Genomic DNA, 23,479 nt, shown 5'->3' with positions numbered 1-23,479 from the left:
GCGGGCCCTTCCTTTTGCTGCACTGCGAGTTGCACCCCACGTCGTAATTATGCCGTAATTATTACAACGCCAATCGGACGCCGGTCGATGAACCCGAGCTGGGATACGTTGGAGCGCAGTCGCCAGTCGCGCCTGGAGCGCGCCGCGCCGTGGGCGCGCGGGCACCAGGTCGCGGCCGACGACGTGCGCGAACTGCTGCACGCGCTGCTGGAGCCGGGTGACAAGGTCTGTCTGGAGGGCAACAACCAGAAGCAGGCCGACTTCCTGGCCCAGGTGCTGGCCGGCCTCGACCCGGCACGGGTGCACGACCTGCACATGGTGCAGTCGGTGCTGTCGCTGCCCTCGCACCTGGATGTGTTCGAGCGCGGCGTCGCCTCCAGGCTCGATTTCTCCTTCTCCGGTCCGCAGTCGGTGCGGCTGGCCAACCTGGTGGCCGAAGGGCGCATCCAGATCGGCGCCATCCACACCTACCTGGAGCTGTTCGGCCGGTACTTCATCGACCTGACCCCGCGCGTGGCCCTGGTGGCGGCGCAGGCCGCCGACCGCCACGGCAACCTCTACACCGGCCCGAACACCGAGGACACCCCGGTGATCGTCGAAGCCACTGCGTTCCGGGGCGGCATCGTCATCGCCCAGGTCAACGAGATCGTCGACACCCTGCCCCGCGTCGATATACCCGCCGACTGGGTCAACTTCGTGGTGCAGGCACCGAAGCCGAACCATATCGAGCCGTTGTTCACCCGCGATCCGGCGCAGATTTCCGAGATCCAGGTGTTGATGGCGATGATGGCGATCAAGGGCATCTACGCCGAGTACGGCGTGAACCGCCTGAACCATGGCATCGGCTTCGACACCGCCGCGATCGAACTGCTGCTGCCCACCTACGCCGAGTCACTCGGCCTGAAGGGAAAAATCTGCCAGCACTGGGCACTGAACCCGCATCCGGCGCTGATTCCGGCCATTGAATCCGGGTTCGTGAAGTCGGTGCACTCGTTCGGTTCGGAACTGGGCATGGAGAAGTACATCGCTGCCCGTGGCGATGTGTTCTTCACCGGCGCCGATGGCTCGATGCGTTCCAACCGCGCGTTCTCGCAGACTGCCGGCCTGTACGCCTGCGACATGTTCATCGGCTCCACCCTGCAGATCGACCTGCAGGGCAACAGCTCCACCGCCACCCGCGACCGCATCGCCGGCTTTGGCGGCGCGCCGAACATGGGCTCGGATGCACGCGGTCGCCGCCACGCCAGCGATGCCTGGACCAAGGCCGGCCAGCAGGCCGCCCGCCCTGGCGAAATGCCGCGCGGGCGCAAGCTGGTGGTGCAGATGGTGGAAACCTTCCGCGAGCACATGGCACCGGCCTTCGTTGAACGTCTTGACGCCTGGGAACTGGCCGAGCGCGCACAGATGCCGCTGCCGCCGGTAATGATCTACGGCGACGACGTCAGCCACGTACTGACCGAGGAAGGCATCGCCAACCTGCTGCTGTGCCGCACGCCGGAAGAACGCGAACAGGCGATCCGCGGCGTATCCGGCTACACCGCCATCGGCCTTGGCCGCGACCGCGCGATGGTGGAAAACCTGCGCGACCGTGGCGTGATCCGCCGCCCGGAAGATCTGGGCATTTCGCCGCGCGATGCCAGCCGCGACCTGCTGGCCGCGCGCTCGGTGAAGGACCTGGTGCGCTGGTCCGGCGGCCTGTACGACCCGCCCAAGCGCTTCCGCAACTGGTAAGGGAAAGAGCATGGAAACCCTCGACTATCGATTCGACGGCCGCACCGCTGTGCACTTCCCGCGCGATGCGGTGCTGGTGGGCGTGCTGGCCTCGGGCAACCTGGAAATCCTGCTGGAACCGGATGATCTGGACGGCGCAATGACCGTGCGCATCATCACCGCCGCGCAGGGCTTCGGCACCATCTGGCAGGCGGTGATCGCCGATTTCGCCCAGCGCCATCCGCTGCGCGACGTGCGCGTATCCATCAACGATGCCGGTGCGACCCCGGCGGTAGTCAGCCTGCGCCTGGACCAGGCCGTAGAAACCCTGCTGGCCGGGGGCACGCCATGAGCCACGTACAGCGCCACAGCTATTACGAAGCCGATGCGCGCGAGCGCATCGCCGGACTGGTCGACGCCGGTTCGTTCCGCGAATTCCTTGGCCCGGCGCGGAGGACGATGAGCCCGCACCTGGCCCAGCTGGACCAGCCGGCCGCGTTCGACGATGGCGTCGTGGTGGGCGAAGCCACGCTGCGCGGCAAGCGCGTACTGCTGGCCGCGCAGCAGGGGCAGTTCATGGGCGGTGGCGTGGGCGAAGTACACGGTGCCAAGCTGACCGGATTGCTGCGTCGCGCGGCGGAAACCCGCCCCGATGGCGTGCTGCTGCTGCTCGATACCGGTGGCGTGCGCCTGCATGAAGCCAATGCCGGGCTGATCGCGATCTCCGAAATCATGCGTGCGACCTTTGGCGCACGCGCGGCCGGCGTACCGGTCGTCGCGCTGATCGGCAGCGGCAACGGCGCATTCGGCGGCATGGGCATCGTCGCCCGCTGCTGCACCACGGTGATCATGTCCGAGGAAGGCCGGCTGTCGCTGTCCGGGCCGGAAGTGATCGAGACCGTACGCGGCGTGGAGGAATTCGACTCGCGTGACCGCGCGCTGGTCTGGCGCGTGACCGGTGGCAAGCACCGCTATTTGATCGACCAGGCGCAGGTGCTGGTACCCGACGCCATCGAAGCCTTCGCACAGGCCGCAGGCGATGCGCTGCAGCCCGATGCCGCCAGCACCGATACCGAGGCTGCACTGGCCGCGCTGCAGGAACGCCATGCGGCATTGAAAGCCCGCGTGCAGGCCTGGGGCGATTGCCGTGATGGGCTGGAAATCTGGGCCTGGCAGGGCATCGCCGAGCCCGAACGACTGCCTCTACTGGACACCGACGCCTTCCTTGCCGCCACCGCCGACCGGAGGCTGCCATGAGCGCACCGCTGCAGTCCCTGCTCGATGCACTCTTCCCGCGCGGCCACCACATCGACATCCACGACTCGGTACTGACCGGCACGGCCACCACCGAGGATGGCGAGGTGACCGTGATCGGCACCACCGACCGCATCGAGGTCGGCGTCGACCACGCGCTGGCGCTGGCCGGGACCGTGCTGGCCAGCACCGCCACCCACCCGCAACGGCCGATCGTGATGCTGGTCGACACCGCCGGCCAGCGCCTGGCCCGTCGCGATGAACTGCTGGGCATCAATGGCTACTTCGCGCACCTGGCTCAAACCCTCGACCTGGCCCGCCGCCGTGGCGCGCGCCTGGTCACCCTGGTGTACGGCGAATCGGTAAGCGGCGGATTCCTGTCCTTCGGCCTGATGGCCGACCACATCCATGCCCTGCCCGATGCACAGGTACGCGTGATGGACATACGTGCGATGGCGCGAGTGACCAAGCAGCCGCTGGAAAAACTGCAGGCGCTCAGCCAGAGCTCACCGGTGTTCGCACCGGGTGTGGCCAACTACGTGGCGATGGGTGCGGTGGAATCGCTGTGGGATGGCGATCGTGCGCAGCACCTGCTGCAGGCGCTGCGCACACCCAGCGACGGCGATGCGCGCGCCGCGCTGGCTGCACAGCGCGGCGGTCGTGCACTGGCGGCGGATGTTGCCGATGCGGTGGCCCGCGGCGATGCCTGAGCAGCCCGCCCGCCACACCCTGGCCTGGTTGTCGGCCCACGCCGACTGGCGCGCCGACGTGGCTGCGCAGGAACCCCGCCTGGCGGCGTGGTTCGCGCAGGGCCTGCCTGCAATGGTGGCGCGCCGCGCCGCGGATGACCCCGACCCGCGCCTGCGCCTGGGGGTGCCGCTGCCGCCGAGCGAGGGCAAGCTGCGGCTGGCGCTGCGCGTGGCTCCGCACGAGGCACGTCGACTGCAGCCACCGCCCGCGCTGGACGAGGTCGTTGCCAGCGGCGTACCCGACGACTGGCGAAGCGCACTGCAGGCGATGCAGCGGCTGGCACCGGCACGCGTGTTCGGTGCATTCGCCTGGCAGCATCTGAGCGGTTTGCCGTATGTGCATCCGCGCTCGGACATCGATCTGTTGTGGCAGATAAGGGCCGCAGGCCAGGCCGATGCCCTGGTCGAGCGCCTGCAGGACTGGGAACGCACGCACGCGCGCCGCGTCGATGGCGAGCTGTGCCTGGCCGACGGTGGCGCGGTGAACTGGCGCGAGTACGCCGGATGCAGCCGCGAGGTACTGGTCAAGCGTGTGGATGGTGCTGCGCTGGAAGCCCGCGATCGCTTGTTCATCGCCAACGGGGTGGCCGCATGAACGCCGTCGTCCACGCCGAGCGGCCCTGTCGCCCCCGCGTGGACAGCGCGCGACTGGGCCGCCTGGCCATCGCCAGCCTGCACGCCGAACTGGCCTGCACACCCAAGCCTGGGCTGGTCACCCCCTTTGATACCGGCAGCCATGACGACATGGACGCCGGCACCTTCCTGCGCAGCCTGTTTGCCCTGCGCCACTACTTCACCGCGATCGCCCATGCTGGCGTCGACGATGCGCCCTTCGCGGTCCTGCGCATGCATGGGCTGGCCGCCGAGGCCGCGATGCTGCGGGCCACCGGCGGCATCAATACCCATCGTGGTGCAATCTTCAGCCTGGGCCTGCTGGTCGCTGCATCGGCACGCTACCGCCAACTGCACGGCCATGCGGGTTCGGCTGCACAGGTGTGCCTGGCCGTGCCGCACTGGGCAGCCGACTTCGCCAGCGCACCACTGGATGCCAGCAGCCCGGGCCAGCGGGCACGTATGCGCCACCGCGTGCCGGGCGTACGCGAGCAGGCGGCGGCCGGCTACCCGGTGCTGCGCGAGCTGGCGATGCCCACGCTGCGTCATGCACTGGAGGAAGGCCTGACGCACGATGCGGCGCTATGCCAGACCCTGATGCAGCTGGTCGCGCAGATCGATGACCTCAACCTGCTGCACCGTGGCGGCGCCGAAGGCCTGCACTGGGCCCAGCAGGAGGCACGTGGCTTTCTGGAAAGCGGCGGTGCCTTCGCAGTCGGTTGGCAGGCACGCCTTCACGGCATCGGTGAGCGCTTCGTCGCACGCCGCCTGAGCCCCGGTGGCAGTGCTGATCTGCTGGCCTGCAGCTGGTTCCTGCTGCAACAGGAGGGCGTATGAGCCTTGCCCTGCTCTGCCCCGGACAAGGCGCGCAGCACGCCGCGATGTTCGAGCGCGTGCGCGAGCTGCCTGCCGCGAGCAACGTACTTGAGGCTGCCAGCACACTGCTTGGACGCGACGTGTTCGCGGCGGCCGCTGACGAATCGCGCTTCGACAATGCACTCGCGCAGCCCCTGCTGTGTGCAGCCAGCCTCGCGCACTGGCTGGGACTTCGCGAGGCGGTGCCAGCACCGGTGCTGGTGGCCGGCTACAGCATCGGTGAACTGGCCGCGCATGCGATCGCCAGCAGCGTTGATGCCGCCACCTGCCTGGCCCTCGCAGCTCGGCGCGCGCAGTTGATGGATAGCGCCAGTCCCGCCGATGCAGGCCTGCAGGCGGTGCTCGGCCTGGACCGCCGCAGCCTGCAGGCACTCTGCGATGCGCAGGGCGCATACGTGGCCATCGCCAACGGCCAGGATCATTTCATCGTCGGCGGCAGGCCCGCCTCGCTGCAGGGCCTTGCCGATGCAGCGCGTGCACAGGGGGCGGACATCCGCCCGCTGCCGGTGCACGTTCCGGCGCACACACCGCTGCTGGCAGCGGCGGTCGCACCGTTCGCTGCGGCCCTTGATGCCTCCGCGCTGCAGGCCCCGCGCCTGCCGCTGCTGGCCGGTATCGATGCACGACCGGTACGTGATCGCGCCGCAGCGGTGCACACCCTGTCGGCACAGCTGGCCCAGACCATCGAATGGGCGCAGGTGATGCGCCAGGCCTTCGAGCGCGGCGCGCGGGTGTTCCTGCAGCTGGGCCCGGGCAACGCATTGGCGCGCATGGTCGCGTCCGACTATCCGTGCTGTGAAGTGCGCGCGGTGGAAGAGTTCCAGAGCCTGGACGGCGCCGCGGCATGGGTCCGCAGCGCGCTGGAACGGCTGCAGTAACGGGTTCGAGCAGTACGTATCACGCAACACGCAGTACGTCGCCTTACCCCGGGATGGCGGGTCTCCATCCGCGCTGTAAGTGAGTCACGTGTCTGGGAGGGCGCATGAGTCCACAAATCGCAACGATCATCGGCCTGGTGATCATGTTCATCGTCGCCACCGCGATGCCGATCAACATGGGTGCTGTCGCCTTCGCGCTGGCCTTCATCATCGGCGGGCTGTGGGTCGACATGGGGGGCAAGGAGGTCCTGGCCGGATTCCCCGGCGATCTGTTCCTGACCCTGGTCGGTATCACCTACCTGTTCGCCATCGCGCAGAAGAACGGCACCATCGACCTGCTGGTGCACTGGGCGGTGAAAGCGGTACGTGGCCATATCGTGGCCATTCCGTGGGTGATGTTCGTCATCACCGCGGTCCTCACTGCCTTCGGCGCACTCGGTCCCGCCGCGGTGGCGATCATCGGGCCGGTCGCGCTGCGCTTTGCCAAGCAATACAACATCAACCCGCTGATGATGGGCCTGCTGGTGATCCACGGTGCGCAGGCCGGCGGCTTCTCGCCGATCAGCGTGTACGGCAGCATCACCAACGGCGTGGTGCAGAAAGCCGGGCTGGAAGTGACTGAGATGGCGGTGTTCCTGAGCAGCCTGGGCTTCAACTTCATGATGGCCACGATCTGCTTCTTCGCGTTCGGCGGTATTGCCCTGCTGCGGCGTGGCTCGATCACCGCGGCCGGAACGATCGGCACTGCCGAACTGGCAATGGTCGGCGGCCCGCAGGCATCGTCACGCCAGTTCGCCATCGAAGGCCACGGCGCGCTGGTTGCCGCTGGCGGGGGCACCCTGTCCAATGATCCGGCGGCGCTGGATGCAGTGAACCTGACCCGCGAGCGGCTGTTCACCTTGATCGGCCTGCTGGGCCTGGGCGTTGCTGCGCTGATCTACAACCTCAACGTTGGCCTGGTCTCGATCACCGTGGCGGTGGCGCTGGCGCTGCTGTCACCGCAGAGCCAGAAGGGCGCGGTCGATGGCATCAGCTGGTCCACCGTGCTGCTGATCTGCGGCGTGGTGACCTACATCGGCGTGCTGGAACATGCCGGCGCGGTGGATTTCATCGGCAACGGCGTGTCCGACATCGGAATCCCGCTGCTCGGTGCGCTGCTGGTCTGCTACGTCGGCGGCATCGTCTCTGCATTCGCTTCATCGGCCGCAGTACTGGGCGCCACGATTCCGTTGGCGGTGCCGTTCCTGATGCAGGGCCACCTCAGCGCGGCCGGCGTGATCTGTGCACTGGCAGTGTCGTCCACCATCGTCGATGTCAGCCCGTTCTCGACCAATGGCGCCCTGGTGGTGGCATCGGCAGCGAAGGAAGAGCGCGAAACCCTGTTCCGTCGTTTCCTGGTCTACAGCGGGCTGGTGGTCGCGCTGGGGCCGCTGCTGGCCTGGCTGGTGTTCGTGGTACCGGGCTGGATGTAGCCGCTACCCGGTCGTGCCGGCCGCTGGCCGGCGCGACCTGGCGTTACACTCTGCGCATGGCCATTGCCCCTGCTCCACGGTCCCCGAAGAAGCGCGCCCCTTTGTATGAAGAGGTGGCCGAACACGTGCGCGAGCACATCTACGATTACCGGCTGCCGCCGGGCGAGTGGATTGACGAGCCCGCGCTGTGCGAGGAACTGGGCATCAGCCGCACGCCGCTGCGCGAAGCGCTGAAGCTGCTGGCCGCCGAAGGCCTGGTGCAGATCGATGCCGGTCGTGGCGCGCGGGTCACCCGGCTTACGCTGGAAGATCTCAACCAGCTGTTCCCGGTGATGGCGATGCTGGAAGGCCGCTGCGCGCATGAAGCGGTCAGGCATATCGATCATGCTGGGGTACAGCGGCTGGAAGACCTGCATTCGGCGATGGAAACGGCTGCGGCCGAGGGCAATATCGCCGAGTACTACCGCAACAACTACCTCATCCACGAAACCGTGCAGCACTATGCCGGCAACCCGTGGCTGATCCGCATCACCCACGACCTGCACCGCATCCTGAAGATGCACCGTGGCCGCCAGTTGCTGACCCCGGGCCGTACCGCGCAGTCGCTGGCCGAGCACCGCGAACTGATGGAATGCTTCCGCAAGCGCGATGCCGCCGCGGCCGAACGCACCATGGAGCGCCACCTGCTCAGCCAGGGCCAGGCGCTGGCCGCCTATGTGGCCGCGGGAGGCCTGTTGAACGTGCCAGCGCCGTTGCCGACCGAGGGCGGCGGCTGAGCAGGCTTCTGTAGAGCCGAGCCATGCTCGGCTGGCACCCGACGCGAGCGGTAGAAGCCGCCGAGCATGGTTCGGCGCTACAGCCGGGCGCCGGGCTTCAATCGCCGCAGCTGCCGCTGTCACTACTCCCCCCATCACTGCTGCAGTCGGAGCTGCCGTGGCTGTGATGGCTGTAGTTGTCACCGGAATACCCACCGGAGCTGTCGTAGCTTGCGCCCCCCTCCCCGCGGCTTCCCGAGCCATCGGCGGTGGCTACCGCCATGCACAGGATTGCGCCCACCAGCGGCAACAACCAGACCAGCAACAGCTGCACCGTCCGGCCGCCCGCCGAAAGCCCGTCGCGCCTGATGATGACCACGGTGGCTACCACGTTCAGGCCCAGCACCAGCAGGACCAGCAGAAGGGCAACGATCAGCATGCGGCAGTTCCGTGCCAGGACCTGGGGGCATTATGGCCCGCCGCGCCGGCATTGGCCCTGCCTGTCATGAAGATGGGACAATGTAGGGCGCGCCGGCCTGTCTCCGGGCCGCCGGCGCCCCCCGCACCACACGGAAGAAGAAGAACAACAACATGCTGAAAGTCATTTTCGATACCGACCCGGGCGTCGACGACGCCCTGGCCCTGCTGTACCTGCACAAGCACCCGCAGATCGACCTGATCGGCGTCACCACCACCTTCGGCAACGCCTCGGTGGAGTCGACCACGCACAACGCGCTGTACCTGAAGCAGGCCTGGGGCTTTGCCGCCCCGGTCGCACGCGGCGCCGCAGGCCCGCTGCAGCCGGAAGCCACCCCGGAAGCCTGGCCGGTGCACATCCACGGCCACAACGGCCTGGGCAACCACCCGGTGCCGGCCAGCCTGGACGTGGCCGCTGATGCGCGCTCCGCCGCGCAGCTGATCATCGACCTGGTCCGCGCCCATCCGGGCGAAGTGACCCTGGTCGCCGTGGGCCGCATGACCAACCTGGCCCTGGCCCTGCAGCAGGCGCCGGACATCGCCGGGCTTGTACGTGGCGTGGTGATCATGGGCGGCGCCTTCCACGTCAACGGCAACATCACCCCGGCCGCCGAGGCCAACATCTGGGGCGATGCCGAAGCGGCCGATGTGGTGTTCACCACCGATTGGCCGGTCACCGCGATCGGCCTGGACGTGACCACCCGCGTGGAAATGGACCGCGACGGCCTGGACAAGCTGGCCGCCCTCGGCGGTACCGACGCCGAGCTGGTGCGTGCGCTGTCGCAGGACTACGTGGACTTCTACCTGCAGGCTGGCCACAAGGGCATGGTCGTGCACGACTGCTGCGCCTGCATCGCGCTGACCCGCCCGGAGCTGTTCCAGTTCGAACGTGCCAGCGTGCGCGTGGCCACCGACGGCGTTGCCCGTGGCATGACCATTCCGAAGCCGGAAGGCATGGGCTTCGGCCCCAGCGTGTGGGATGGCCACGTGCTGCAGTCCGTCGCCATCGGCGTGGATGCGGCCGCGGTACTGGCCGACATCGAGCAGACCCTGAAGGTCTGATCGGCTAGCGTCTGGCCCTGCCCGGGACGGTCTCGGGCAGGGTCCACAGCACCGGCAGCACCAGCACCGCCACCAGCGCGATCATCGCGCCCGGCGCCGCCGCCCAGCCGCTGCGTTCCACCCACCATTGCGCCAGCCACGGTGTCGCGCCGCCGAACACCGCGGTGGCCATGGTCACGCCCAGTGCCAACCCGCTGACCCGGCCTTCGCCCGGGAACTGCTCGGCCGTGGCCGGGGCCGCGACCGCACTTACACCACCGGCCACGCAGGCCAGCAGCACCGCGGCCAGCGCGATGCCCCACACCGAAGCCTGCGCCATCCACGCAAACAGCGACAGCGGCAGCAGCGCCGCCAGCAACGTCAGGCCCAGCAGCATCGGCCGGCGCCCCACGCGGTCGGACAAGGCGCCGCACAGCGGGGTGATCGCAATCACCGCCACCGCCGCAATCGTCGACAACCAGAGCGCGTCGCCTTCGTCGTGGCCCTGCGCATGCAGGAATGCCGGCACGTAGGTGATGCCCACGTAGTAGGTGATCGAACCCAGCGCCGAGATCGCGAAGGTGCGCGCCACTGCTGCCGGATGGTTGCGCAGCACATGCCGCAACGGCGTGGCGGGAATGCTGCCCTCGCGCCGCTGGCGCTCGAACTCGGGCGATTCGTGCATGCCCGAGCGCGCGACCAGGATCACCAGCGCCAGCGCGGCACCGACGAAGAACGGAATGCGCCACCCCCAGCTGTCCAGCTGCGCGGCGGGCAGCAGCGCGACCGTGAGCGCGGAAATCGCCACCGCCAGCAGCGCGCCCACTTCACTGGCGGCCGATGCCAGCGAGGTCACCAGGCCTCGTCGCCGCACGGGTGCGCTTTCCAGCAGGTAGGCCACCACGCCGGTGTATTCGCCGCCCACCGAAAACGCCATCACGCAGCGCAGCACCAGCAGCAGCACGCCGGCGGTGGCGCCGGCGGTGGCGGCGGTCGGCAGCAGCGCGGTAGCCAGCATCGCCGCTGCCATCAACGCCATCGACGCCAGCAGCATCCAGCGCCGGCCGAGCCGATCGCCCAGATGGCCAAAACACAGCGCGCCCAGCGGGCGCATCAGGTAGGACACCGCAAAGCCGGCCAGTGTCACCAGCAGCGCCTGCTCGCCACCGCCGAAGAACACCCGCGACAGCACCGTGGCGAAGTACAGGTACAGGGTGAAGTCGTACCACTCCACTACCGTGGACAGGCCGGCCACCCACATCGAGCGCTGCCGCGCCGCGGTCATTGCGTGTTCGCCTTCAACAGCCTCGTTCCCGTGGGTGCAGGTGCCAGGCAGGGTGTCACGGCCGGGGTGAAATGCCGGTCATCGGCCATCCATCGGCTGCATGTACTGGGTTTCATGCCCGGTGAAGCGCTCACCGTCAAAGCCGAAGCAGAACCGCCCCTCCTCAAACGCGCGATAGACAAGCAACGCGCCATCCAGGCAGAACTGCTGCTGGTCCACGCCCGTGTCCAGGGTCCCATAGCGGGTAGCGTCTCCGCCCTTCCCCGCCGGCCCGGTGAAAGCATCGATCGGCAATGGCGTGGCGCGTCCGGTACGGGTGTCGATCAGTACCACCGAGCGCTGGAAGAACTCGGGGCGATCATCGACCTGCACCAGCAGGTAGTGCTGGTTGAAGTTGGGTGTCTCGTTCCTGAGGGCTTCCTCGATGCGCGCCACGTGCTGCGCATCGCAGAAATCGACCGGGCTGTAGCGATAGCTGCACCCGTTGTGGTCGTAGGGCAGGTTCATGCCCGAATAGCTCACGCCTGCCTGGCTGCCCAGGTCGTCTCCCGGTTCCGGTGTGCTGCACAGCAGCCACGAGCGCTGTGCATCCTCGGGATCGGCCATCAGCTTCGGCTCCCGGCCCTGCTCGTAAGCCGTACCACCCGGAAAGTCCCGGCCGAAGCGCTGGTGAACGATCACGCGCGCGGTCTCCAACGGCAGGCCGATCTTCGCCCCGCGGAACGAAACGAGCGTCATCGTCGGCAGGATCACCTCCTCCACCGGCAATCCCTTCCATTGCCCACGCATGCAGAACGTGGCGATCTCGTTTTCCTCGTCCACCTTGCAGGGTTTCGGCGCGTTCGCGGCCAGCCAGGGATGGACCGGGCGATCGGCCTGAGGGTCGATATACCAGCCGTCCAGCGCACAGGTCGGCAGCGCATCCAGCAACGGAGAGAGGTCTGTTGCGGTGGCCGGGGCGGCAAGGGTTGTGCCCGCTACGGGTGCCTCGATTGGTGCATCCGGTGTGCGCTGGCAGGCCGCCAGCACGAGTAGACCTGCCAGCAGCGCGACGTGGCGCGGACGCCGGATTGAATGCTGCGTTCCCTGCATTGCGTGTTTCCTGATTTCGACACTCCCTGCAGATGATCGCCGATCCCGGAGCCGTGCAGGATTGCCATGGATCCGCGTTATGTGTGGATGCTCTGGTCCCGCCAGTTACCCCGGCAGCTGCAGCTCCGCCCGCAGGCCGCCACCCTCGCGGTTGTGCAACCGCAGCGAGCCGCCCAGCGACTGCGCCAGCTGCACCGCGATGGCCAGGCCCAAGCCAGTGCCGCCGGTATCGCGATTGCGTGAGCTTTCCAGCCGGTGGAACGGCGCCAGCACTGCCTGCAGCTGGTCCTCGGGAATGCCAGGGCCACGGTCGGAAATGCAGATCCACACTCTGCCGGCGTCATCACGGCCGGCCTCGATCTCGGCGGCACCGGCGTAGCGGAGTGCGTTGTCGACCAGATTGCCGACCACCCGTCGCAGCGGCTGCGGCCAGGTCTGCACGACCAGTCCAGCGGGCGCACCGCCACTGACCGGCTTGCCCATGTCCTCGTAGTCGCCGACCACACTGGCCAGGAATGCGCCCAGGTCCATCGCCACTGGCTCGCCACTGGCGACGTGGCTGCTGCGCGCATAGGCCACGCCCTCACGCACCAGTTGCCCCAGGTGGTCGAGGTCGGCCAGCAGCCGCTGCTGGGTGCTGTCTTCAGGCAGGGCCTCCACCCGCAGCTTCATGCGCGTGATGGGGGTCTGCAGGTCATGCGAGATCGCGGCCAGGATCTGCAGGCGCTCACTGACATGGCCACGAATGCGTGCCTGCAGTGCGTTGAGCGCGGCCGCCGCGCCGCCCACTTCCGCAGGGCCATCTTCAGGCAGTGCCGGCCCGTCCTTGCCCGGCTGCAGATGCTCCACCGCATGCGAGAGCTGCTGCAGCGGCCGCATGGCCAGGCGCACCGCCAGCCACGCGCACACCAGCAGCAGCGCCAGCTGCACCAGCAGCACGGCGGGCAACCAACGCGCCAGCGGCAGCCCCGACGGCGTGACTTCAATGGTCACGGGGGTGCCGTCGTGCAGGCGCAGTTCCACCTCGAACCGCTCCGGCAGGCGAGCCACCTGGCGCGCCTGCAACGGATAGCGGTGCTGCAGGCTGTCATCGATGACCGTGGTGACCTGGCGTGCGCGATCGGTCTGCAGCCCGGGTCCGGCCGCAACCGGGCGCAGCAGGTAACGGTAGGTGCGCCGCTCCAGCCGCGGCACCCAGGCCGCGCGCTGGTCTGCGGGCAGGTGTTCCAGCAACGCGACGCTCACGGCCACATCCTCGTCGAGGTTGCGCAGCATCATGCTGCGGGTGGACTGGTCGCGTTCGAAGAACAGCAGGCCGAACGACAGTGCGTGGGCCAGCGCCAGTCCGCCCAGCAGCACCAGCAGCAGCCGCGCCGACAGCGTGCGCGGCCAGCGTGGGCGGCGTGCGGTGATATTCATTCGTCCGGCCCCAGCAACTGCACCGGCACGCTGAACACGTAGCCTTCGCTGCGCACGGTCTTGATGTAGGTGGGCTCACGCGCGTCATCGCCCAGGCGCTGGCGCACGCGGCTGACCAGCAGATCGATGGAACGATCGAACAGTTCTGCATCACGGCCCTGGGTAAGGCTGAGCAGCTGGTCGCGGCTGAGCACGCGGTTGGCGTGGTCGAGAAACACGCGCAGCAGGCGGAATTCCGCACCGCTGAGCGGATAGGCGGTGTCCTGCGCATCCAGCAGGTGGCGGGCGGTGGTATCCAGGCGCCAGTCGCCGAAGGCCAACTGGCGGCCGGCTTCGCTCACCTGCAGGTTCGGCGGCAGCATCTGCGTGCGTCGGATCACCGCATTGATGCGCGCCAGTAGTTCGCGTGAGGAGAACGGCTTGGTCACGTAGTCATCGGCGCCCATTTCAAGGCCGATGATGCGGTCGGTTTCATCGTCGCGGGCGGTCAGCAGCACCACCGGCACCGCGCGATGCTTGCCGGCACGCAGGTTGCGGCACAGGCTCAGCCCGTCCTCGCCGGGCATCATCACGTCCAGCACCACCAGATCCACCGCGTGGGTATCCATCAGCGCGCGCATCGCACGGCCGCCATCGGCCTGGCTGACACGCAGGCCGCTGCGTTGCAGGTAGTCGGCCAGCATCTGGCGGATCTCGCTGTCATCGTCGACGACCAGGATGTGCGGTACGTGGTTCATTGCGTTCTCGATGAAGACGGCGGTCAGGGCCGCGCTGCGCGGCCATGGTAGCGCGGCTCAGGGGCTGGGCAGCAGGCGCTGGATCTCGCTTTCGGTACGTGCGTAGTCGCCCTCGCCGTAATGGCGGTAGACCACCCGCCCCTGCCGGTCGAGCAGGTACAGCGCCGGCCAGAAGCGGTTGCCCCAGGCATTCCAGATCCGGTACTGGTTGTCCTGCACCACCGGCCAGGTGATATCCAACCGTGTGATGGCCCTGCGCACGTTGCTGGGCAGCCCTTCATAGGCAAATTCCGGCGTGTGCACGCCGATCACCTTCAGGCCCTGCGGCGCGTATCGCGTATGCCACTGGTGGACGTAGGGCGCCACGTTGAGGCAGTTGCTGCAGGTGTAGGTCCAGAACTCGACCAGCACCACCTGCCCCTGCAACTGCTTCAGTGTGAGCGGTGGGCTGTTGTGCCAGGGTCCGCCACCGTCGAACCCCGCCATCGGTGCTGCAGCGAGCGGCTGCGCACCGGCATCCGCGCCGGGCCATGCCAGCAACAGCGCCGCTCCGCCCAGCAGGCCCAACAACAGCGGCAATGCGTACCCTCGCAGTGCGGCCATCGCTCAGCCACCCTGCTCGGCCAGCGGCAGTTCCGCCGGCTTCACCCCTGCCGCTTCCAGAATGCTGTCGGCCACCTGCGCCGGATGCGAAAGCAGCGACACATGGCTGCTGCCGATCGATTGCAGCTGTGCACCGATGCGACGTGCGGTCGCGGCCTGCAGCTGTGGCGACAGCATGCGGTCATCGCGGCTGAGCACGTACCAGCTCGGCTTGCTGCGCCACGCCGCAACGTTCACCGCCTCGCCCAGTGCACTGGCCTTCAACGGGACCTGCGTGCTGTACAGCAATGCGGCCGATTTTTTCATCACGTCCGGCGCGAAGTCCTGGGCGATGGCATCCGCCGGCAAGGTCAGGTAGCCATCCCTTTCCTGCAGTCGCGCCAAGCCCGGACCGACCGGGAAACCTTCGCCCTGTTGCGCCGAAGACTGCCCTGCATCCGGCGCGAAGGCCGCCACGTACACCAGCGCCTGCACCTTCGGGTCATTGCCCGCTTCGGTGATGACCGTGCCACCCCAGCTGTGGCCGACCAGCACCACCTTGCCGGGCGCGGCGGCAATCGCGCGGCGGGTGGCGGCGACATCGTCGGCCAACGAGGTGAGTGGATTCTGTACGGCCACCGCCGGCAGCTTCCAGTCATGCAGGGTACTGATGACCTTGCTCCAGCTGGAGCCATCGGCGAAGGCGCCGTGCACCAGGATGACGGTGGGCGGTGCAGCGGTATCGGCCTGGGTAGCGAAGGCGGGGGCGGCGGCGCCGGCAAGGGCGAGAGCAGCGGCAAGCAACGAGGTACGGATCATGGGTGGCACTCCGGTGTTGGGAGTGGCCATTTCCATCTGCCGGTGTATCGGCGCTGTTTCTCCACGGCGCGGAGTTGTACCGGACTGTAGGGCGCAGGCGGGTTTCTACAGTGGGATACATTCGCGCGCCGGTCCTTGCTGGGTGCTACCGGGTGGATCAGGCTCCCCGCACGCGTGCGCGCAACGCCCCGATGTGCATCCACGCATCGTCTTTGTATCCGACTGTACGAAACCCGGGCTGCGGCCACAGTCGCTGACAAAACCCCGGGCAACGGCACACGTTGCCGATACCTGCGCCGACTGAAATGGCCTCCATCGACCACTGGCCCGCAGGACACCACCATGATCAGCACTGCCTCTTCCGTCGTTACCCCCCGCCTGGACGCCGTCGGCCGCTGGCTCTCGCCATTGGCGCTGCGCATCCTGCTGGCTTGGGAGTTCTTTGAATCCGGCCGCGAGAAGCTGGCCGGCCAGAACTGGTTCGCCGACCTGGAAGGGCGTTTCCCGTTCCCGTTCTCCACCCTGCCTGCGTCACTCAACTGGCAGCTGGCCACCTGGCTGGAACTGGTGGGCGCTGTAATGCTGCTGCTGGGCCTGGCCACGCGCTCGGTGGCCTACATCTTCTGGGTGCTGACCCTTGTTGCCATCGCCGCTGTGCACTGGCCCGACCAGTGGAACGGCCTGGGCGAACTCTGGCAGGGCTATGCGATCACCGACCAGGGCTACGGCAACTTCAAGCTGCCGCTGCTCTTCCTGGCCATGCTGCTCCCACTGATCCTCAACGGCGGCGGTGCGCTCAGCCTGGACCACCTGCTGGCCGGCCCGCAGCGCCCCACGGCGGGCAACGACGGTCTCGGCTGGGGCGTGAGCCTGATCGCCCTGCTGCTGCCGGTCGCCGCGCTGCTGCCCGGCGTCGGCTTCGGTGGCGCGCTGCTCGGCGGCGCCCTGCTGTTGGGCTACGTACTGCGCCGTCGCCGCAACGCCTGATCCGCATCGCCCCTTCCCGCGCTTCTTCCCTTCGTTTCCGTCGCCTTCAGGCGGCGTCCATCCCGCACGCCCTGCGTGCCAATCCCAAGGAGTCATCATCATGTCCGTCTCGACCAAGAACACCGCTGCTTCCCGTCTGCCGCGCATCGGCGCCATCGGCATCGCCCTGGCCGGTGGCCTGCTGCTGGCTGGCCAGGCCGCCGCGATCCAGCCAATGGCCATCGGTGCCGTGGCGATGAGCGCCGCCGCCGAAGGCAAGTGTGGTGAAGGCAAGTGCGGCGCCAACAAGGCTGCCACCGGCAAGCCTGCCGGCAAGGCCAAGGTGGTCGAAGGCCAGTGTGGCGAAGGCAAGTGCGGCGACGCCTCGTTTGCCCGCACCGACCGAGACCACGACGGCCGGGTCTCGCGTGCCGAGTTCAACGCCGTGGCGGCCAAGCGCGCCGCCGAATTCGACCGCATCGACACCGACCACGACGGCTACATCAGCGAACAGGAAGCGCACGACTACCTGCGCAGTGTCTACACCGCCAACGGCAAGCCGATGCCGAAGGGCCTGTTCTCCCGCGTCAACGACTGATCGTTCCCCACCCGGCGCCGCCCTTGCGGCGGCGCCACTGCCCTGGAGTACCGTCGCATGTCCCTGCCCCTGTCTTCCGCCAGCGCTGGTCTCGGCCTGCGCCGTGGCCTGATCGATGAACTGCTGGCGATGCCGGCCAATGCCATCGACTTCCTCGAAGTGTCGCCGGACAACTGGATCGGGGTTGGCGGTGCCCACGGCGCGGCGCTGCGCCAGTTGAGTGAGCGCCATCGCCTGACCTGCCACGGCCTGTCGCTGTCGCTGGGCGGTCCGGATCCGCTGGATCGCACGCTGCTGGGACAGACGCGCGCCTTCCTCGATCTGCACCAGGTGCAGCTGTACAGCGAACACCTGAGCTACTGCGCCGCCGGTGGCCATGTCTATGACCTGCTGCCGTTGCCGTTCACCACCGAGGCCGTGCACCATGTTGCCGCTCGCATCCGCCAGGTGCAGGACATGCTGGGCCGACGCATCGCCGTGGAGAACATCTCCTACTACGCCGTTGCCGGTGCGGACATGAGCGAGATCGACTTCATCAACGCCGTACTCGCCGAAGCCGACTGCGACCTGCTGCTGGACGTCAACAACGTCTTCGTCAACGCCTGCAACAACGGTTACGACGCCTTCGATTTCCTGGCCCGCGTGCCGGCGCATCGCGTCGCCTCGCTGCACGTGGCCGGCCACTTCGACGAGGACGATGGCTTCAAGATCGATACCCACGGTGCGCCAGTGAAAGGCGTGGTCTGGGCGCTGCTGCGTGAGGCCTATGCACGTGTCGGCGTCCACCCCACCCTGCTGGAGCGCGATTTCAACTTCCCGCCTTTGGCCGAGCTGCTGGCCGAGGTCGAGCAGATCCGCCACGCGCAGGCCGATGTGCTGCTGCCCGAGGTGGCCCATGGCTGAGCCGCTGGCCACCCTGCAGCAGCGCTGGGCCGACCATGTACGCGACCCATCGATGCCCGCGCCTGAGGGCATCGATGCACGGCGGATGGCGGTCTACCGCCGCCTCTGCATCGACAGCCTGGACAGCCTGCTGGCAGGCAGCCTGCCGCGCCTGCAGGCGCAACTGGGTGATGCCTGCTGGCGCGACACCGTGGAGCACTACTACGCGCGGCATGCCTGCCATACCCCACTGTTCCCGCAGATCGCCGGCGAATTCGCCGCGTGGCTGGGCGTGCAGGCAGACCTCGCGCTGCCGGGCTGGGTGGCGGAACTGGCGCATTACGAAAGCACGCAGCAGGCACTGCACATTGAAGCGCGGGACACCGGCCAGCAGCCATTGCATGCGCCACAGGCAGGCAGCGTGCTGGCGCTGTCTCCACTGGTGCGGGTGCTGGGCTACCAGTGGCCTGTGCATGAGGACGCCGGCCAGAACGGCGCGCCTACCGCGATGCCGACGTTGCTGCTGCTGCGACGCCTGGGTGACTTCAGCCTGCAGGTGCAGGAACTTTCACCGCTGGCATATGCGCTGCTGTCGGCGTTCGGCGATGACGGCGCCCGTGCGGAAGACGCGCTGCAGGTACTGGCCGATCTGCATGGCGTGGCCGCCGACGAACTGCGCACAGCCTGCATTCCGCTGCTGGGCGAGCTGTGCGCGGCCGGCGTGCTGGTGGTGCCTAGCGACTGTTGAAGGTGCCGGCCAGCGGCCGGCACTACCCACTCCCTGGCCGGCCAGAGGCCAGTGCCCCCCCATCTCCATTCTTCGAGGTCTGATCATGGCTGTTTCCAATACCTCCTTCCTGCACGGCTGGCGCCTGTTCGTGGCCATCGCCGTGGTCCTGATCGCATTCGCACTGGCGGCATTCACCCTGCAGCCCGACGTGGTCGAGGGCAGCCGCACGGCGATCCGGGTGACGGCACGCACATCGTTCCTGCTGTTCCTGGCCGCCTTCACCGCCTCCTCGTTCGCCAGCCTGCTGCCCGGCCCGGTCACCCGCTTCCTGTTGCGCGAGCGTCGCATCGTCGGCCTGTCGTTCGCGTTCTCGCACCTGCTGCATGCGGTGGCGATCACCGCCTTCGGCATCCTCAACCCCGCGTTCTGGCCGGCGCGCTCGGCCCTGGCCAACCTGCCGGGCACGATCGGCTATGTAGCCATCCTCGCCCTGGCCATCACCTCGCATCGTGGCATCGCCCGCCGCATGGGCCCCACCGCGTGGCGTCGCCTGCACGTGACCGGCATGTGGATCATCGCCGCAGTGTTCACCTATTCGTACTTCAAGCGCGTGCCCGGCAACTTCGGGTACGCGGTGCCCTCCGCGTTGCTCTTCACCGCTGTCGTGGTGCGCGCGATCGCCAAGCGGGCGCAGTCGCTGCGGCGCAATGCGCATGCGCGGCCGCCGCTGCGGAGTTCTTGAGGAGGCGGTTACCTGTAGAGCCGAACCCATGCTTGGCTGCCTCTGGTTCAGCCGAGCATGGGCTCGGCTCTACAGAGGGATCCCAGCACGATAGACAGCGAATTCCTCGCGGAAAGGGATCTGACCCCACTTCAGATCACGGGGCGCGGCGCAGGGTGATCAGGGTGATTTCCGAAGGCACGCCGATGCGTGCCGGGAATCCGGCCCACAGGCCAGCGCCATTGCTCACGTACAGGGTCATCCCGTCCACCTCGTAACGCCCGGAGACATAGCCACCGTTGGCCCGCTTCACCAGCTGGTCCATGCCGATGATCTGGCCGCCGTGGGTATGCCCGGACAACTGCAGCTTCACACCGCGCGCAGCGGCCTCACGCGCATTGCGTGGGCGATGATCGAGCAGGATCACCGGCGCGGAGGGATCGGCGCCAGCCAATGCAGCGTCCATATCCGGCAGCGGCAGGCCGTAGCGTGCCGCCACCGGGTCGGTGACACCGGCGATGGTCAGCGCCGCATCGCCACGCCGCACCTGCATGTGGCTGTTCTCCAGCACCTGCATGTGCAGCGCGCGAAACGCCTGCATCCACGCCTGGTACTGCGCGTAATACTCGTGGTTGCCGGTGATGGCGACGACGCCGTCCGGCGCCCGCAGGTCCACGAGTGGACGCGCGTCGTCACGGCGGGCCTCGACACTGCCGTCGATCAGGTCGCCGGTGATCACGATCAGGTCCGGCGTCAGTGCGTTGCTCTGGTCCACCACCCTGCGCACCCAGTCACCGGTCAGCAGGCGGCTGGCGTGGATGTCGGTCAGCTGCAGCACGCGATAGCCGTCGAACGCGGCCGGCAGATCCTTGATCGCCACGTCGATCTGCCGAGGCTGGGGCACCGCCATGCCATGGCTGATGCCATAACCACTGACCAGCAGGGCCAGCAAGCCGGCCGCCGGTCGCAGACTCCGCGTGCGCAATGCGGCTACCGCGCGTGGCCAGCGCAGCAGGCGGGAAGCAAGCAGGCTCACGTCCAGCGCCAGCATCAGCAACGCCAGCAGCAACACCGCCGTGGAGCCGGTGGCCAGCGTGGCGATGGCCAGTTTCGGAATCTCGGGCGAGGCCATCGTGCCCCAGAACATGGCGACGATGCGCAGCTGCACGGCAACGCCCACCAACAGCAGTGACAGCACGACTTTCATCCAGATGGGCATGCGCAGCGGCCAGAACAGGCGCCAGGCCACATAAAGGCCCATCAACAAACCGATCGTACTCAGCACTGCAACCATCCGGGAAGGAAAGCGGGCCCGCCATGGTGACGGTTGCGGGCCGTGTTGTGTAGAGCCGAGCCATGCTGCGCTGCTTTGAATGTAGAGCCGAGCGCATGCCCGGCTGCATCCGCGGAGCCGAGCATGGGCTCGGCTCTACAACGGCTGGTCGAGGCGCTCCAACCGCAGGCGGGCGATGCGGCGCTTTTCCATCGCCAGCACGGTGATGCGCACGCCGGCCACGTCCACCGCATCACCGATGTCCGGCAGGCGACCCAACTGTTCCAGCACCAGGCCGGAGATGGTCATGTAGTCGGTACTGCGCGGCAGCGACACGCCGGCCAGTCGCTGCAGGTCGTCCAGGGTCAAGGCACCATCGGCCTCCCACTGGCCTTCCCCCTGCGCGACCACGCCATAGCGCTCGTCCTGGGTATCGACCAGATCACCAGCAATCGCCGCCAGCAGGTCGTTGGCCGTCACCAGGCCTTCCACGCTGCCGTACTCGTCCACCGCCACCGCCAACGGCACCGGGTGCTGGCGGATCAGTTCCAGCGCCTGCAGCGCACTGGCGCTGGACAGCACGTACTGCGGCTCACGCAGGTTGCCTTCCAGCTGCAGCGGCTTGCCCTGCAGCAGGTCGGCCAGCAGGTCGCGGCTTTGCACCACACCGCACAGGCTGTCCAGATCACCATCGCCGACCAGCAGGCGGGTGTGCGGCGATGCCACCAGGCGTGCCACCACGTCGTCCTGTCCACGCGCCAGGTCGATCCACTGCACGTCGGCGCGCACGGTCATCACGCTCGACACCGGGCGATCCGCCAGCCCCAGCACGCTGCGGATCATCTCGTGCTCGGCCGGCTGCAGGCGCTCTTCGGCATCGACGTGTTCGTCAGCACTTTCGTCGTCGTGGCCATTGGTCGGGCGCGCGCCCAGCATGCGCAGCACCGCATCCGCAGTACGTTGGCGGAACGGCTGGCGGCGCTCGTTGCGCTCGCGGTTGAAACGTACCCACTGGTTGAATGCCTCGACCAGGATCGAGAAGGCGATGGCCGCGTACAGGTAGCCCTTCGGGATCTTGTAGCCCAGGCCCTCGGCCACCAGGCTGAAACCGATCATCAGGAGGAAGCCCAGGCACAGCACCACCACCGTGGGATGCTTGTTGACGAAGCGGGTCAGCGGCTTGCTGGCCACCAGCATCAATGCCATCGCGATGGTCACCGCGGCGTACATCACGCCCAGGTTGTCGACCATGCCGACCGCAGTGATCACCGAGTCCAGCGAGAACACCGCGTCGAGTACCACGATCTGTGCCACGACCATCGCGAAGCTGGCGTAGACCTTCTTGCCATTGTCCTCGTGCTGGCGGCCTTCCAGCCGCTCATGCAGTTCCATGGTGCCCTTGAACAGCAGGAACAGGCCGCCACCCAGCAGGATCAGGTCGCGTCCGGAGAAACTGTGGTCGAACAGCGTCAACAGCGGCTCGGTCAGCTTCATGATCCAGGCCAGCGCGGCCAGCAGCACCAGCCGCATCAGCAGGGCCAGCGCCAGGCCGATCACCCGCGCGCGGTCACGCTGGTGCGGCGGAAGCTTGTCGGCAAGGATCGCGATGAACACCAGGTTGTCGATGCCGAGAACGATCTCCAGCACGACCAGGGTTGCAAGGCCCATCCATATCGAGGGGTCAGCCAACCATTCCATTTCAGGTCCGTTTCGTCAGTAGGTAGGGAAAAAGGGAAAGCACTCAGTCAGCGTCCTGCGCCTGCGTCGGGTCATGCCCGAGCAGATCACCGGGCGTGCACTGCAGCTCACGGCAGATCGCATCCAGGGTGGAAAAGCGGATGGCACGCGCCTTGCCGGTTTTCAGGATCGACAGGTTGGCCAGGGTGATGTCGATGCGCCCGGCCAGCTCGGACAGGGTCATGCCCCGTTCCTGCAGCATGCGGTCCAGGGTGATGACAATCGCCATCAGATGACACCATCGAGGTCATCGCGCATCGCTGCGCCCACGGCGAACACGCGCGCCAGCACGAACAGCATCAGCACCGCCACCAGGCCGGTGATCGACATGCCGCCGCCCACCTCCATCCAGCTGAAGTCGGGCCCCATCCAGGCCGCGTAAGCGCCGATCAGGATCGACAGCAGCTCCATCGCCAGCATCAACCACGCCATGCGTTGCAGGCGCTGCGCGTTGGCGTGGGTGAACGGCCGCTCGCGCTCCGCCGACTTCAGCAGCCGCAGCAGATGGCGCAGGAACAGCAGGCACAGCACCAGCAGCGCGACGATCGCGCCCAGGCCGAGGCAGAAGTGCAGGAACAGGTCGTTGCCGTGCGCGGCGGCGGCGGCGCTGTCGTGCACGCTGTCGAGCAGCCAGCGGCGGTCGTGGGCCACCAGCGGCACCGCCAGCAGTGCGGCCAGGATGCCCAGCCAGCACATCGCCCGGACGGCCTGTACGGCGGCCTGGGCCAGGGTGAACAAGCCTCGCGCGGGTCTGGCGCGGGCGGGACGAGCGGTCAAGCGGCCTCCGGCATTGGGGTGGCCTCGCCGCCCCGGA

General features: G+C 67.8%; 26 protein-coding genes. 15 read left to right on the top strand and 11 right to left on the bottom strand.

The window, feature by feature from the left end; all coding sequences use genetic code 11:
* The first annotated feature begins 87 nt into the window (after positions 1 to 87).
* The 9 genes from mdcA (at position 88) to QRO91_RS04535 (ending at position 8,327) form a co-directional block, all read left to right on the top strand.
* Positions 88 to 1,731: a malonate decarboxylase subunit alpha gene (gene mdcA, locus QRO91_RS04575; RefSeq protein ID WP_197619886.1), complete on the top strand. Its 1,644-nt coding sequence runs from the start codon at positions 88 to 90 to the stop codon at positions 1,729 to 1,731.
* A gap of 10 nt (positions 1,732 to 1,741) precedes the next feature.
* Positions 1,742 to 2,062 carry a malonate decarboxylase acyl carrier protein gene (mdcC, locus tag QRO91_RS04570; protein ID WP_049429992.1) on the top strand — a complete coding sequence of 107 codons (321 nt, stop codon included), beginning with the start codon at positions 1,742 to 1,744 and terminating at the stop codon, positions 2,060 to 2,062.
* Positions 2,059 to 2,967 carry a biotin-independent malonate decarboxylase subunit beta gene (locus QRO91_RS04565; RefSeq protein WP_197619885.1) on the top strand — a complete coding sequence of 303 codons (909 nt, stop codon included), beginning with the start codon at positions 2,059 to 2,061 and terminating at the stop codon, positions 2,965 to 2,967. The genes mdcC and QRO91_RS04565 overlap by 4 nt, the downstream gene beginning before the upstream one ends.
* Positions 2,964 to 3,674 carry a biotin-independent malonate decarboxylase subunit gamma gene (mdcE, locus tag QRO91_RS04560; RefSeq protein ID WP_049429994.1) on the top strand — a complete coding sequence of 237 codons (711 nt, stop codon included), beginning with the start codon at positions 2,964 to 2,966 and terminating at the stop codon, positions 3,672 to 3,674. Before QRO91_RS04565 ends, mdcE begins: the two co-directional genes overlap by 4 nt.
* Entirely contained in the window at positions 3,667 to 4,308 is a 642-nt protein-coding gene (mdcG, locus tag QRO91_RS04555; protein ID WP_049430052.1) for a malonate decarboxylase holo-[acyl-carrier-protein] synthase, read from the top strand. The genes mdcE and mdcG overlap by 8 nt, the downstream gene beginning before the upstream one ends.
* Positions 4,305 to 5,162: a triphosphoribosyl-dephospho-CoA synthase MdcB gene (gene mdcB, locus QRO91_RS04550; RefSeq protein ID WP_197619884.1), complete on the top strand. Its 858-nt coding sequence runs from the start codon at positions 4,305 to 4,307 to the stop codon at positions 5,160 to 5,162. Before mdcG ends, mdcB begins: the two co-directional genes overlap by 4 nt.
* Positions 5,159 to 6,079: a malonate decarboxylase subunit epsilon gene (gene mdcH, locus QRO91_RS04545; protein WP_049429996.1), complete on the top strand. Its 921-nt coding sequence runs from the start codon at positions 5,159 to 5,161 to the stop codon at positions 6,077 to 6,079. Before mdcB ends, mdcH begins: the two co-directional genes overlap by 4 nt.
* Positions 6,080 to 6,183: 104 nt before the next feature.
* Complete coding sequence (locus tag QRO91_RS04540; protein ID WP_049429997.1) at positions 6,184 to 7,551, top strand: SLC13 family permease; 1,368 nt, start codon at positions 6,184 to 6,186, stop codon at positions 7,549 to 7,551.
* Between the two features lie 56 nt (positions 7,552 to 7,607).
* On the top strand, positions 7,608 to 8,327 hold the full coding sequence (locus tag QRO91_RS04535) for a GntR family transcriptional regulator (RefSeq protein WP_049429998.1): 720 nt from the start codon (positions 7,608 to 7,610) through the stop codon (positions 8,325 to 8,327).
* 97 nt (positions 8,328 to 8,424) lie between these two features.
* On the opposite strand, the gene QRO91_RS04530 is transcribed toward QRO91_RS04535, so the two are convergent.
* Positions 8,425 to 8,745, bottom strand: a complete 321-nt coding sequence (locus QRO91_RS04530) for a hypothetical protein (RefSeq protein WP_049429999.1) — start codon at positions 8,743 to 8,745, stop codon at positions 8,425 to 8,427.
* A gap of 152 nt (positions 8,746 to 8,897) precedes the next feature.
* Here QRO91_RS04530 and QRO91_RS04525 point away from each other — a divergent pair, with 152 nt between their 5' ends.
* The gene (locus QRO91_RS04525; RefSeq protein ID WP_049430000.1) at positions 8,898 to 9,845 is read left to right on the top strand and encodes a nucleoside hydrolase; all 948 of its coding nucleotides are present in this window, start codon (positions 8,898 to 8,900) and stop codon (positions 9,843 to 9,845) included.
* Positions 9,846 to 9,849: 4 nt separating this feature from the next.
* Here the strand turns inward: QRO91_RS04525 and QRO91_RS04520 are convergent, their stop codons facing one another.
* The 6 genes from QRO91_RS04520 to QRO91_RS04495 all read right to left on the bottom strand — a co-directional run bounded on the left by QRO91_RS04520 (position 9,850) and on the right by QRO91_RS04495 (position 15,758).
* Positions 9,850 to 11,109, bottom strand: coding sequence for an MFS transporter (locus QRO91_RS04520; RefSeq protein WP_049430001.1), 1,260 nt, complete (start codon positions 11,107 to 11,109; stop codon positions 9,850 to 9,852).
* Between the two features lie 78 nt (positions 11,110 to 11,187).
* A complete protein-coding gene (locus QRO91_RS04515; RefSeq protein ID WP_049430002.1) occupies positions 11,188 to 12,201 on the bottom strand; it encodes a hypothetical protein in 1,014 nt (337 codons plus the stop codon).
* Positions 12,202 to 12,306: 105 nt separating this feature from the next.
* The gene (locus QRO91_RS04510) at positions 12,307 to 13,620 is read right to left on the bottom strand and encodes a HAMP domain-containing sensor histidine kinase (RefSeq protein WP_049430003.1); all 1,314 of its coding nucleotides are present in this window, start codon (positions 13,618 to 13,620) and stop codon (positions 12,307 to 12,309) included.
* Positions 13,617 to 14,357 carry a response regulator gene (locus QRO91_RS04505; protein ID WP_049430004.1) on the bottom strand — a complete coding sequence of 247 codons (741 nt, stop codon included), beginning with the start codon at positions 14,355 to 14,357 and terminating at the stop codon, positions 13,617 to 13,619. The genes QRO91_RS04510 and QRO91_RS04505 overlap by 4 nt, the downstream gene beginning before the upstream one ends.
* Before the next feature lie 57 nt (positions 14,358 to 14,414).
* A complete protein-coding gene (locus QRO91_RS04500) occupies positions 14,415 to 14,960 on the bottom strand; it encodes a redoxin family protein (protein WP_049430005.1) in 546 nt (181 codons plus the stop codon).
* A gap of 3 nt (positions 14,961 to 14,963) precedes the next feature.
* Positions 14,964 to 15,758 carry an alpha/beta fold hydrolase gene (locus tag QRO91_RS04495; RefSeq protein WP_049430006.1) on the bottom strand — a complete coding sequence of 265 codons (795 nt, stop codon included), beginning with the start codon at positions 15,756 to 15,758 and terminating at the stop codon, positions 14,964 to 14,966.
* A gap of 342 nt (positions 15,759 to 16,100) precedes the next feature.
* Here QRO91_RS04495 and QRO91_RS04490 point away from each other — a divergent pair, with 342 nt between their 5' ends.
* The 5 genes from QRO91_RS04490 to QRO91_RS04470 all read left to right on the top strand — a co-directional run bounded on the left by QRO91_RS04490 (position 16,101) and on the right by QRO91_RS04470 (position 19,676).
* On the top strand, positions 16,101 to 16,745 hold the full coding sequence (locus QRO91_RS04490; protein WP_049430007.1) for a DoxX family protein: 645 nt from the start codon (positions 16,101 to 16,103) through the stop codon (positions 16,743 to 16,745).
* 100 nt (positions 16,746 to 16,845) lie between these two features.
* Positions 16,846 to 17,322 carry an EF-hand domain-containing protein gene (locus QRO91_RS04485; protein WP_049430008.1) on the top strand — a complete coding sequence of 159 codons (477 nt, stop codon included), beginning with the start codon at positions 16,846 to 16,848 and terminating at the stop codon, positions 17,320 to 17,322.
* A 57-nt stretch (positions 17,323 to 17,379) separates the two neighbouring features.
* Positions 17,380 to 18,225, top strand: a complete 846-nt coding sequence (locus tag QRO91_RS04480; protein WP_049430009.1) for a DUF692 domain-containing protein — start codon at positions 17,380 to 17,382, stop codon at positions 18,223 to 18,225.
* Entirely contained in the window at positions 18,218 to 18,952 is a 735-nt protein-coding gene (locus tag QRO91_RS04475) for a DUF2063 domain-containing protein (RefSeq protein ID WP_049430010.1), read from the top strand. The genes QRO91_RS04480 and QRO91_RS04475 overlap by 8 nt, the downstream gene beginning before the upstream one ends.
* Before the next feature lie 85 nt (positions 18,953 to 19,037).
* Positions 19,038 to 19,676 (top strand): ferric reductase-like transmembrane domain-containing protein, encoded by a 639-nt coding sequence (locus QRO91_RS04470; protein ID WP_049430011.1) that lies wholly within the window; start codon positions 19,038 to 19,040, stop codon positions 19,674 to 19,676.
* A 136-nt stretch (positions 19,677 to 19,812) separates the two neighbouring features.
* On the opposite strand, the gene QRO91_RS04465 is transcribed toward QRO91_RS04470, so the two are convergent.
* The 4 genes from QRO91_RS04465 to QRO91_RS04450 form a co-directional block, all read right to left on the bottom strand.
* On the bottom strand, positions 19,813 to 20,949 hold the full coding sequence (locus tag QRO91_RS04465) for a metallophosphoesterase (RefSeq protein WP_049430012.1): 1,137 nt from the start codon (positions 20,947 to 20,949) through the stop codon (positions 19,813 to 19,815).
* A gap of 135 nt (positions 20,950 to 21,084) precedes the next feature.
* Positions 21,085 to 22,626: a TerC family protein gene (locus QRO91_RS04460; protein WP_049430013.1), complete on the bottom strand. Its 1,542-nt coding sequence runs from the start codon at positions 22,624 to 22,626 to the stop codon at positions 21,085 to 21,087.
* Between the two features lie 43 nt (positions 22,627 to 22,669).
* A complete protein-coding gene (locus QRO91_RS04455; RefSeq protein ID WP_010483459.1) occupies positions 22,670 to 22,894 on the bottom strand; it encodes a helix-turn-helix transcriptional regulator in 225 nt (74 codons plus the stop codon).
* Positions 22,894 to 23,361, bottom strand: coding sequence for a DUF2975 domain-containing protein (locus QRO91_RS04450; RefSeq protein ID WP_049430053.1), 468 nt, complete (start codon positions 23,359 to 23,361; stop codon positions 22,894 to 22,896). The genes QRO91_RS04455 and QRO91_RS04450 overlap by 1 nt, the downstream gene beginning before the upstream one ends.
* Positions 23,362 to 23,479 lie beyond the last annotated feature (118 nt).

Origin of the sequence: Stenotrophomonas maltophilia group sp. Smal32 (genome assembly GCF_030237085.1) — a bacterium.
Classification (GTDB): domain Bacteria; phylum Pseudomonadota; class Gammaproteobacteria; order Xanthomonadales; family Xanthomonadaceae; genus Stenotrophomonas; species Stenotrophomonas maltophilia_Q.
The sequence above is the reverse complement of the archived record's forward strand: the minus strand, read 5'-3'. Positions and strand labels throughout refer to the sequence as shown.

Excerpts from the sequence above, each read along its gene's own strand:
- QRO91_RS04540 (WP_049429997.1), top strand. The coding sequence starts at position 6,184 with ATGAGTCCACAAATCGCAACGATCATCGGCCTGGTGATCATGTTCATC.
- QRO91_RS04510 (WP_049430003.1), bottom strand. The coding sequence starts at position 13,620 with ATGAATATCACCGCACGCCGCCCACGCTGGCCGCGCACGCTGTCGGCG.
- QRO91_RS04500 (WP_049430005.1), bottom strand. The coding sequence starts at position 14,960 with ATGGCCGCACTGCGAGGGTACGCATTGCCGCTGTTGTTGGGCCTGCTG.
- QRO91_RS04535 (WP_049429998.1), top strand. The coding sequence starts at position 7,608 with ATGGCCATTGCCCCTGCTCCACGGTCCCCGAAGAAGCGCGCCCCTTTG.
- mdcB (WP_197619884.1), top strand. The coding sequence starts at position 4,305 with ATGAACGCCGTCGTCCACGCCGAGCGGCCCTGTCGCCCCCGCGTGGAC.
- mdcE (WP_049429994.1), top strand. The coding sequence starts at position 2,964 with ATGAGCGCACCGCTGCAGTCCCTGCTCGATGCACTCTTCCCGCGCGGC.
- mdcH (WP_049429996.1), top strand. The coding sequence starts at position 5,159 with ATGAGCCTTGCCCTGCTCTGCCCCGGACAAGGCGCGCAGCACGCCGCG.
- mdcA (WP_197619886.1), top strand. The coding sequence starts at position 88 with ATGAACCCGAGCTGGGATACGTTGGAGCGCAGTCGCCAGTCGCGCCTG.
- QRO91_RS04485 (WP_049430008.1), top strand. The coding sequence starts at position 16,846 with ATGTCCGTCTCGACCAAGAACACCGCTGCTTCCCGTCTGCCGCGCATC.
- mdcC (WP_049429992.1), top strand. The coding sequence starts at position 1,742 with ATGGAAACCCTCGACTATCGATTCGACGGCCGCACCGCTGTGCACTTC.
- QRO91_RS04450 (WP_049430053.1), bottom strand. The coding sequence starts at position 23,361 with ATGTGCTGGCTGGGCATCCTGGCCGCACTGCTGGCGGTGCCGCTGGTG.
- QRO91_RS04505 (WP_049430004.1), bottom strand. The coding sequence starts at position 14,357 with ATGAACCACGTACCGCACATCCTGGTCGTCGACGATGACAGCGAGATC.
- QRO91_RS04530 (WP_049429999.1), bottom strand. The coding sequence starts at position 8,745 with ATGCTGATCGTTGCCCTTCTGCTGGTCCTGCTGGTGCTGGGCCTGAAC.
- QRO91_RS04455 (WP_010483459.1), bottom strand. The coding sequence starts at position 22,894 with ATGGCGATTGTCATCACCCTGGACCGCATGCTGCAGGAACGGGGCATG.
- QRO91_RS04475 (WP_049430010.1), top strand. The coding sequence starts at position 18,218 with ATGGCTGAGCCGCTGGCCACCCTGCAGCAGCGCTGGGCCGACCATGTA.
- QRO91_RS04460 (WP_049430013.1), bottom strand. The coding sequence starts at position 22,626 with ATGGAATGGTTGGCTGACCCCTCGATATGGATGGGCCTTGCAACCCTG.
- QRO91_RS04465 (WP_049430012.1), bottom strand. The coding sequence starts at position 20,949 with ATGGTTGCAGTGCTGAGTACGATCGGTTTGTTGATGGGCCTTTATGTG.
- QRO91_RS04495 (WP_049430006.1), bottom strand. The coding sequence starts at position 15,758 with ATGATCCGTACCTCGTTGCTTGCCGCTGCTCTCGCCCTTGCCGGCGCC.
- QRO91_RS04515 (WP_049430002.1), bottom strand. The coding sequence starts at position 12,201 with ATGCAGGGAACGCAGCATTCAATCCGGCGTCCGCGCCACGTCGCGCTG.
- QRO91_RS04480 (WP_049430009.1), top strand. The coding sequence starts at position 17,380 with ATGTCCCTGCCCCTGTCTTCCGCCAGCGCTGGTCTCGGCCTGCGCCGT.
- QRO91_RS04520 (WP_049430001.1), bottom strand. The coding sequence starts at position 11,109 with ATGACCGCGGCGCGGCAGCGCTCGATGTGGGTGGCCGGCCTGTCCACG.
- mdcG (WP_049430052.1), top strand. The coding sequence starts at position 3,667 with ATGCCTGAGCAGCCCGCCCGCCACACCCTGGCCTGGTTGTCGGCCCAC.
- QRO91_RS04490 (WP_049430007.1), top strand. The coding sequence starts at position 16,101 with ATGATCAGCACTGCCTCTTCCGTCGTTACCCCCCGCCTGGACGCCGTC.
- QRO91_RS04525 (WP_049430000.1), top strand. The coding sequence starts at position 8,898 with ATGCTGAAAGTCATTTTCGATACCGACCCGGGCGTCGACGACGCCCTG.
- QRO91_RS04565 (WP_197619885.1), top strand. The coding sequence starts at position 2,059 with ATGAGCCACGTACAGCGCCACAGCTATTACGAAGCCGATGCGCGCGAG.
- QRO91_RS04470 (WP_049430011.1), top strand. The coding sequence starts at position 19,038 with ATGGCTGTTTCCAATACCTCCTTCCTGCACGGCTGGCGCCTGTTCGTG.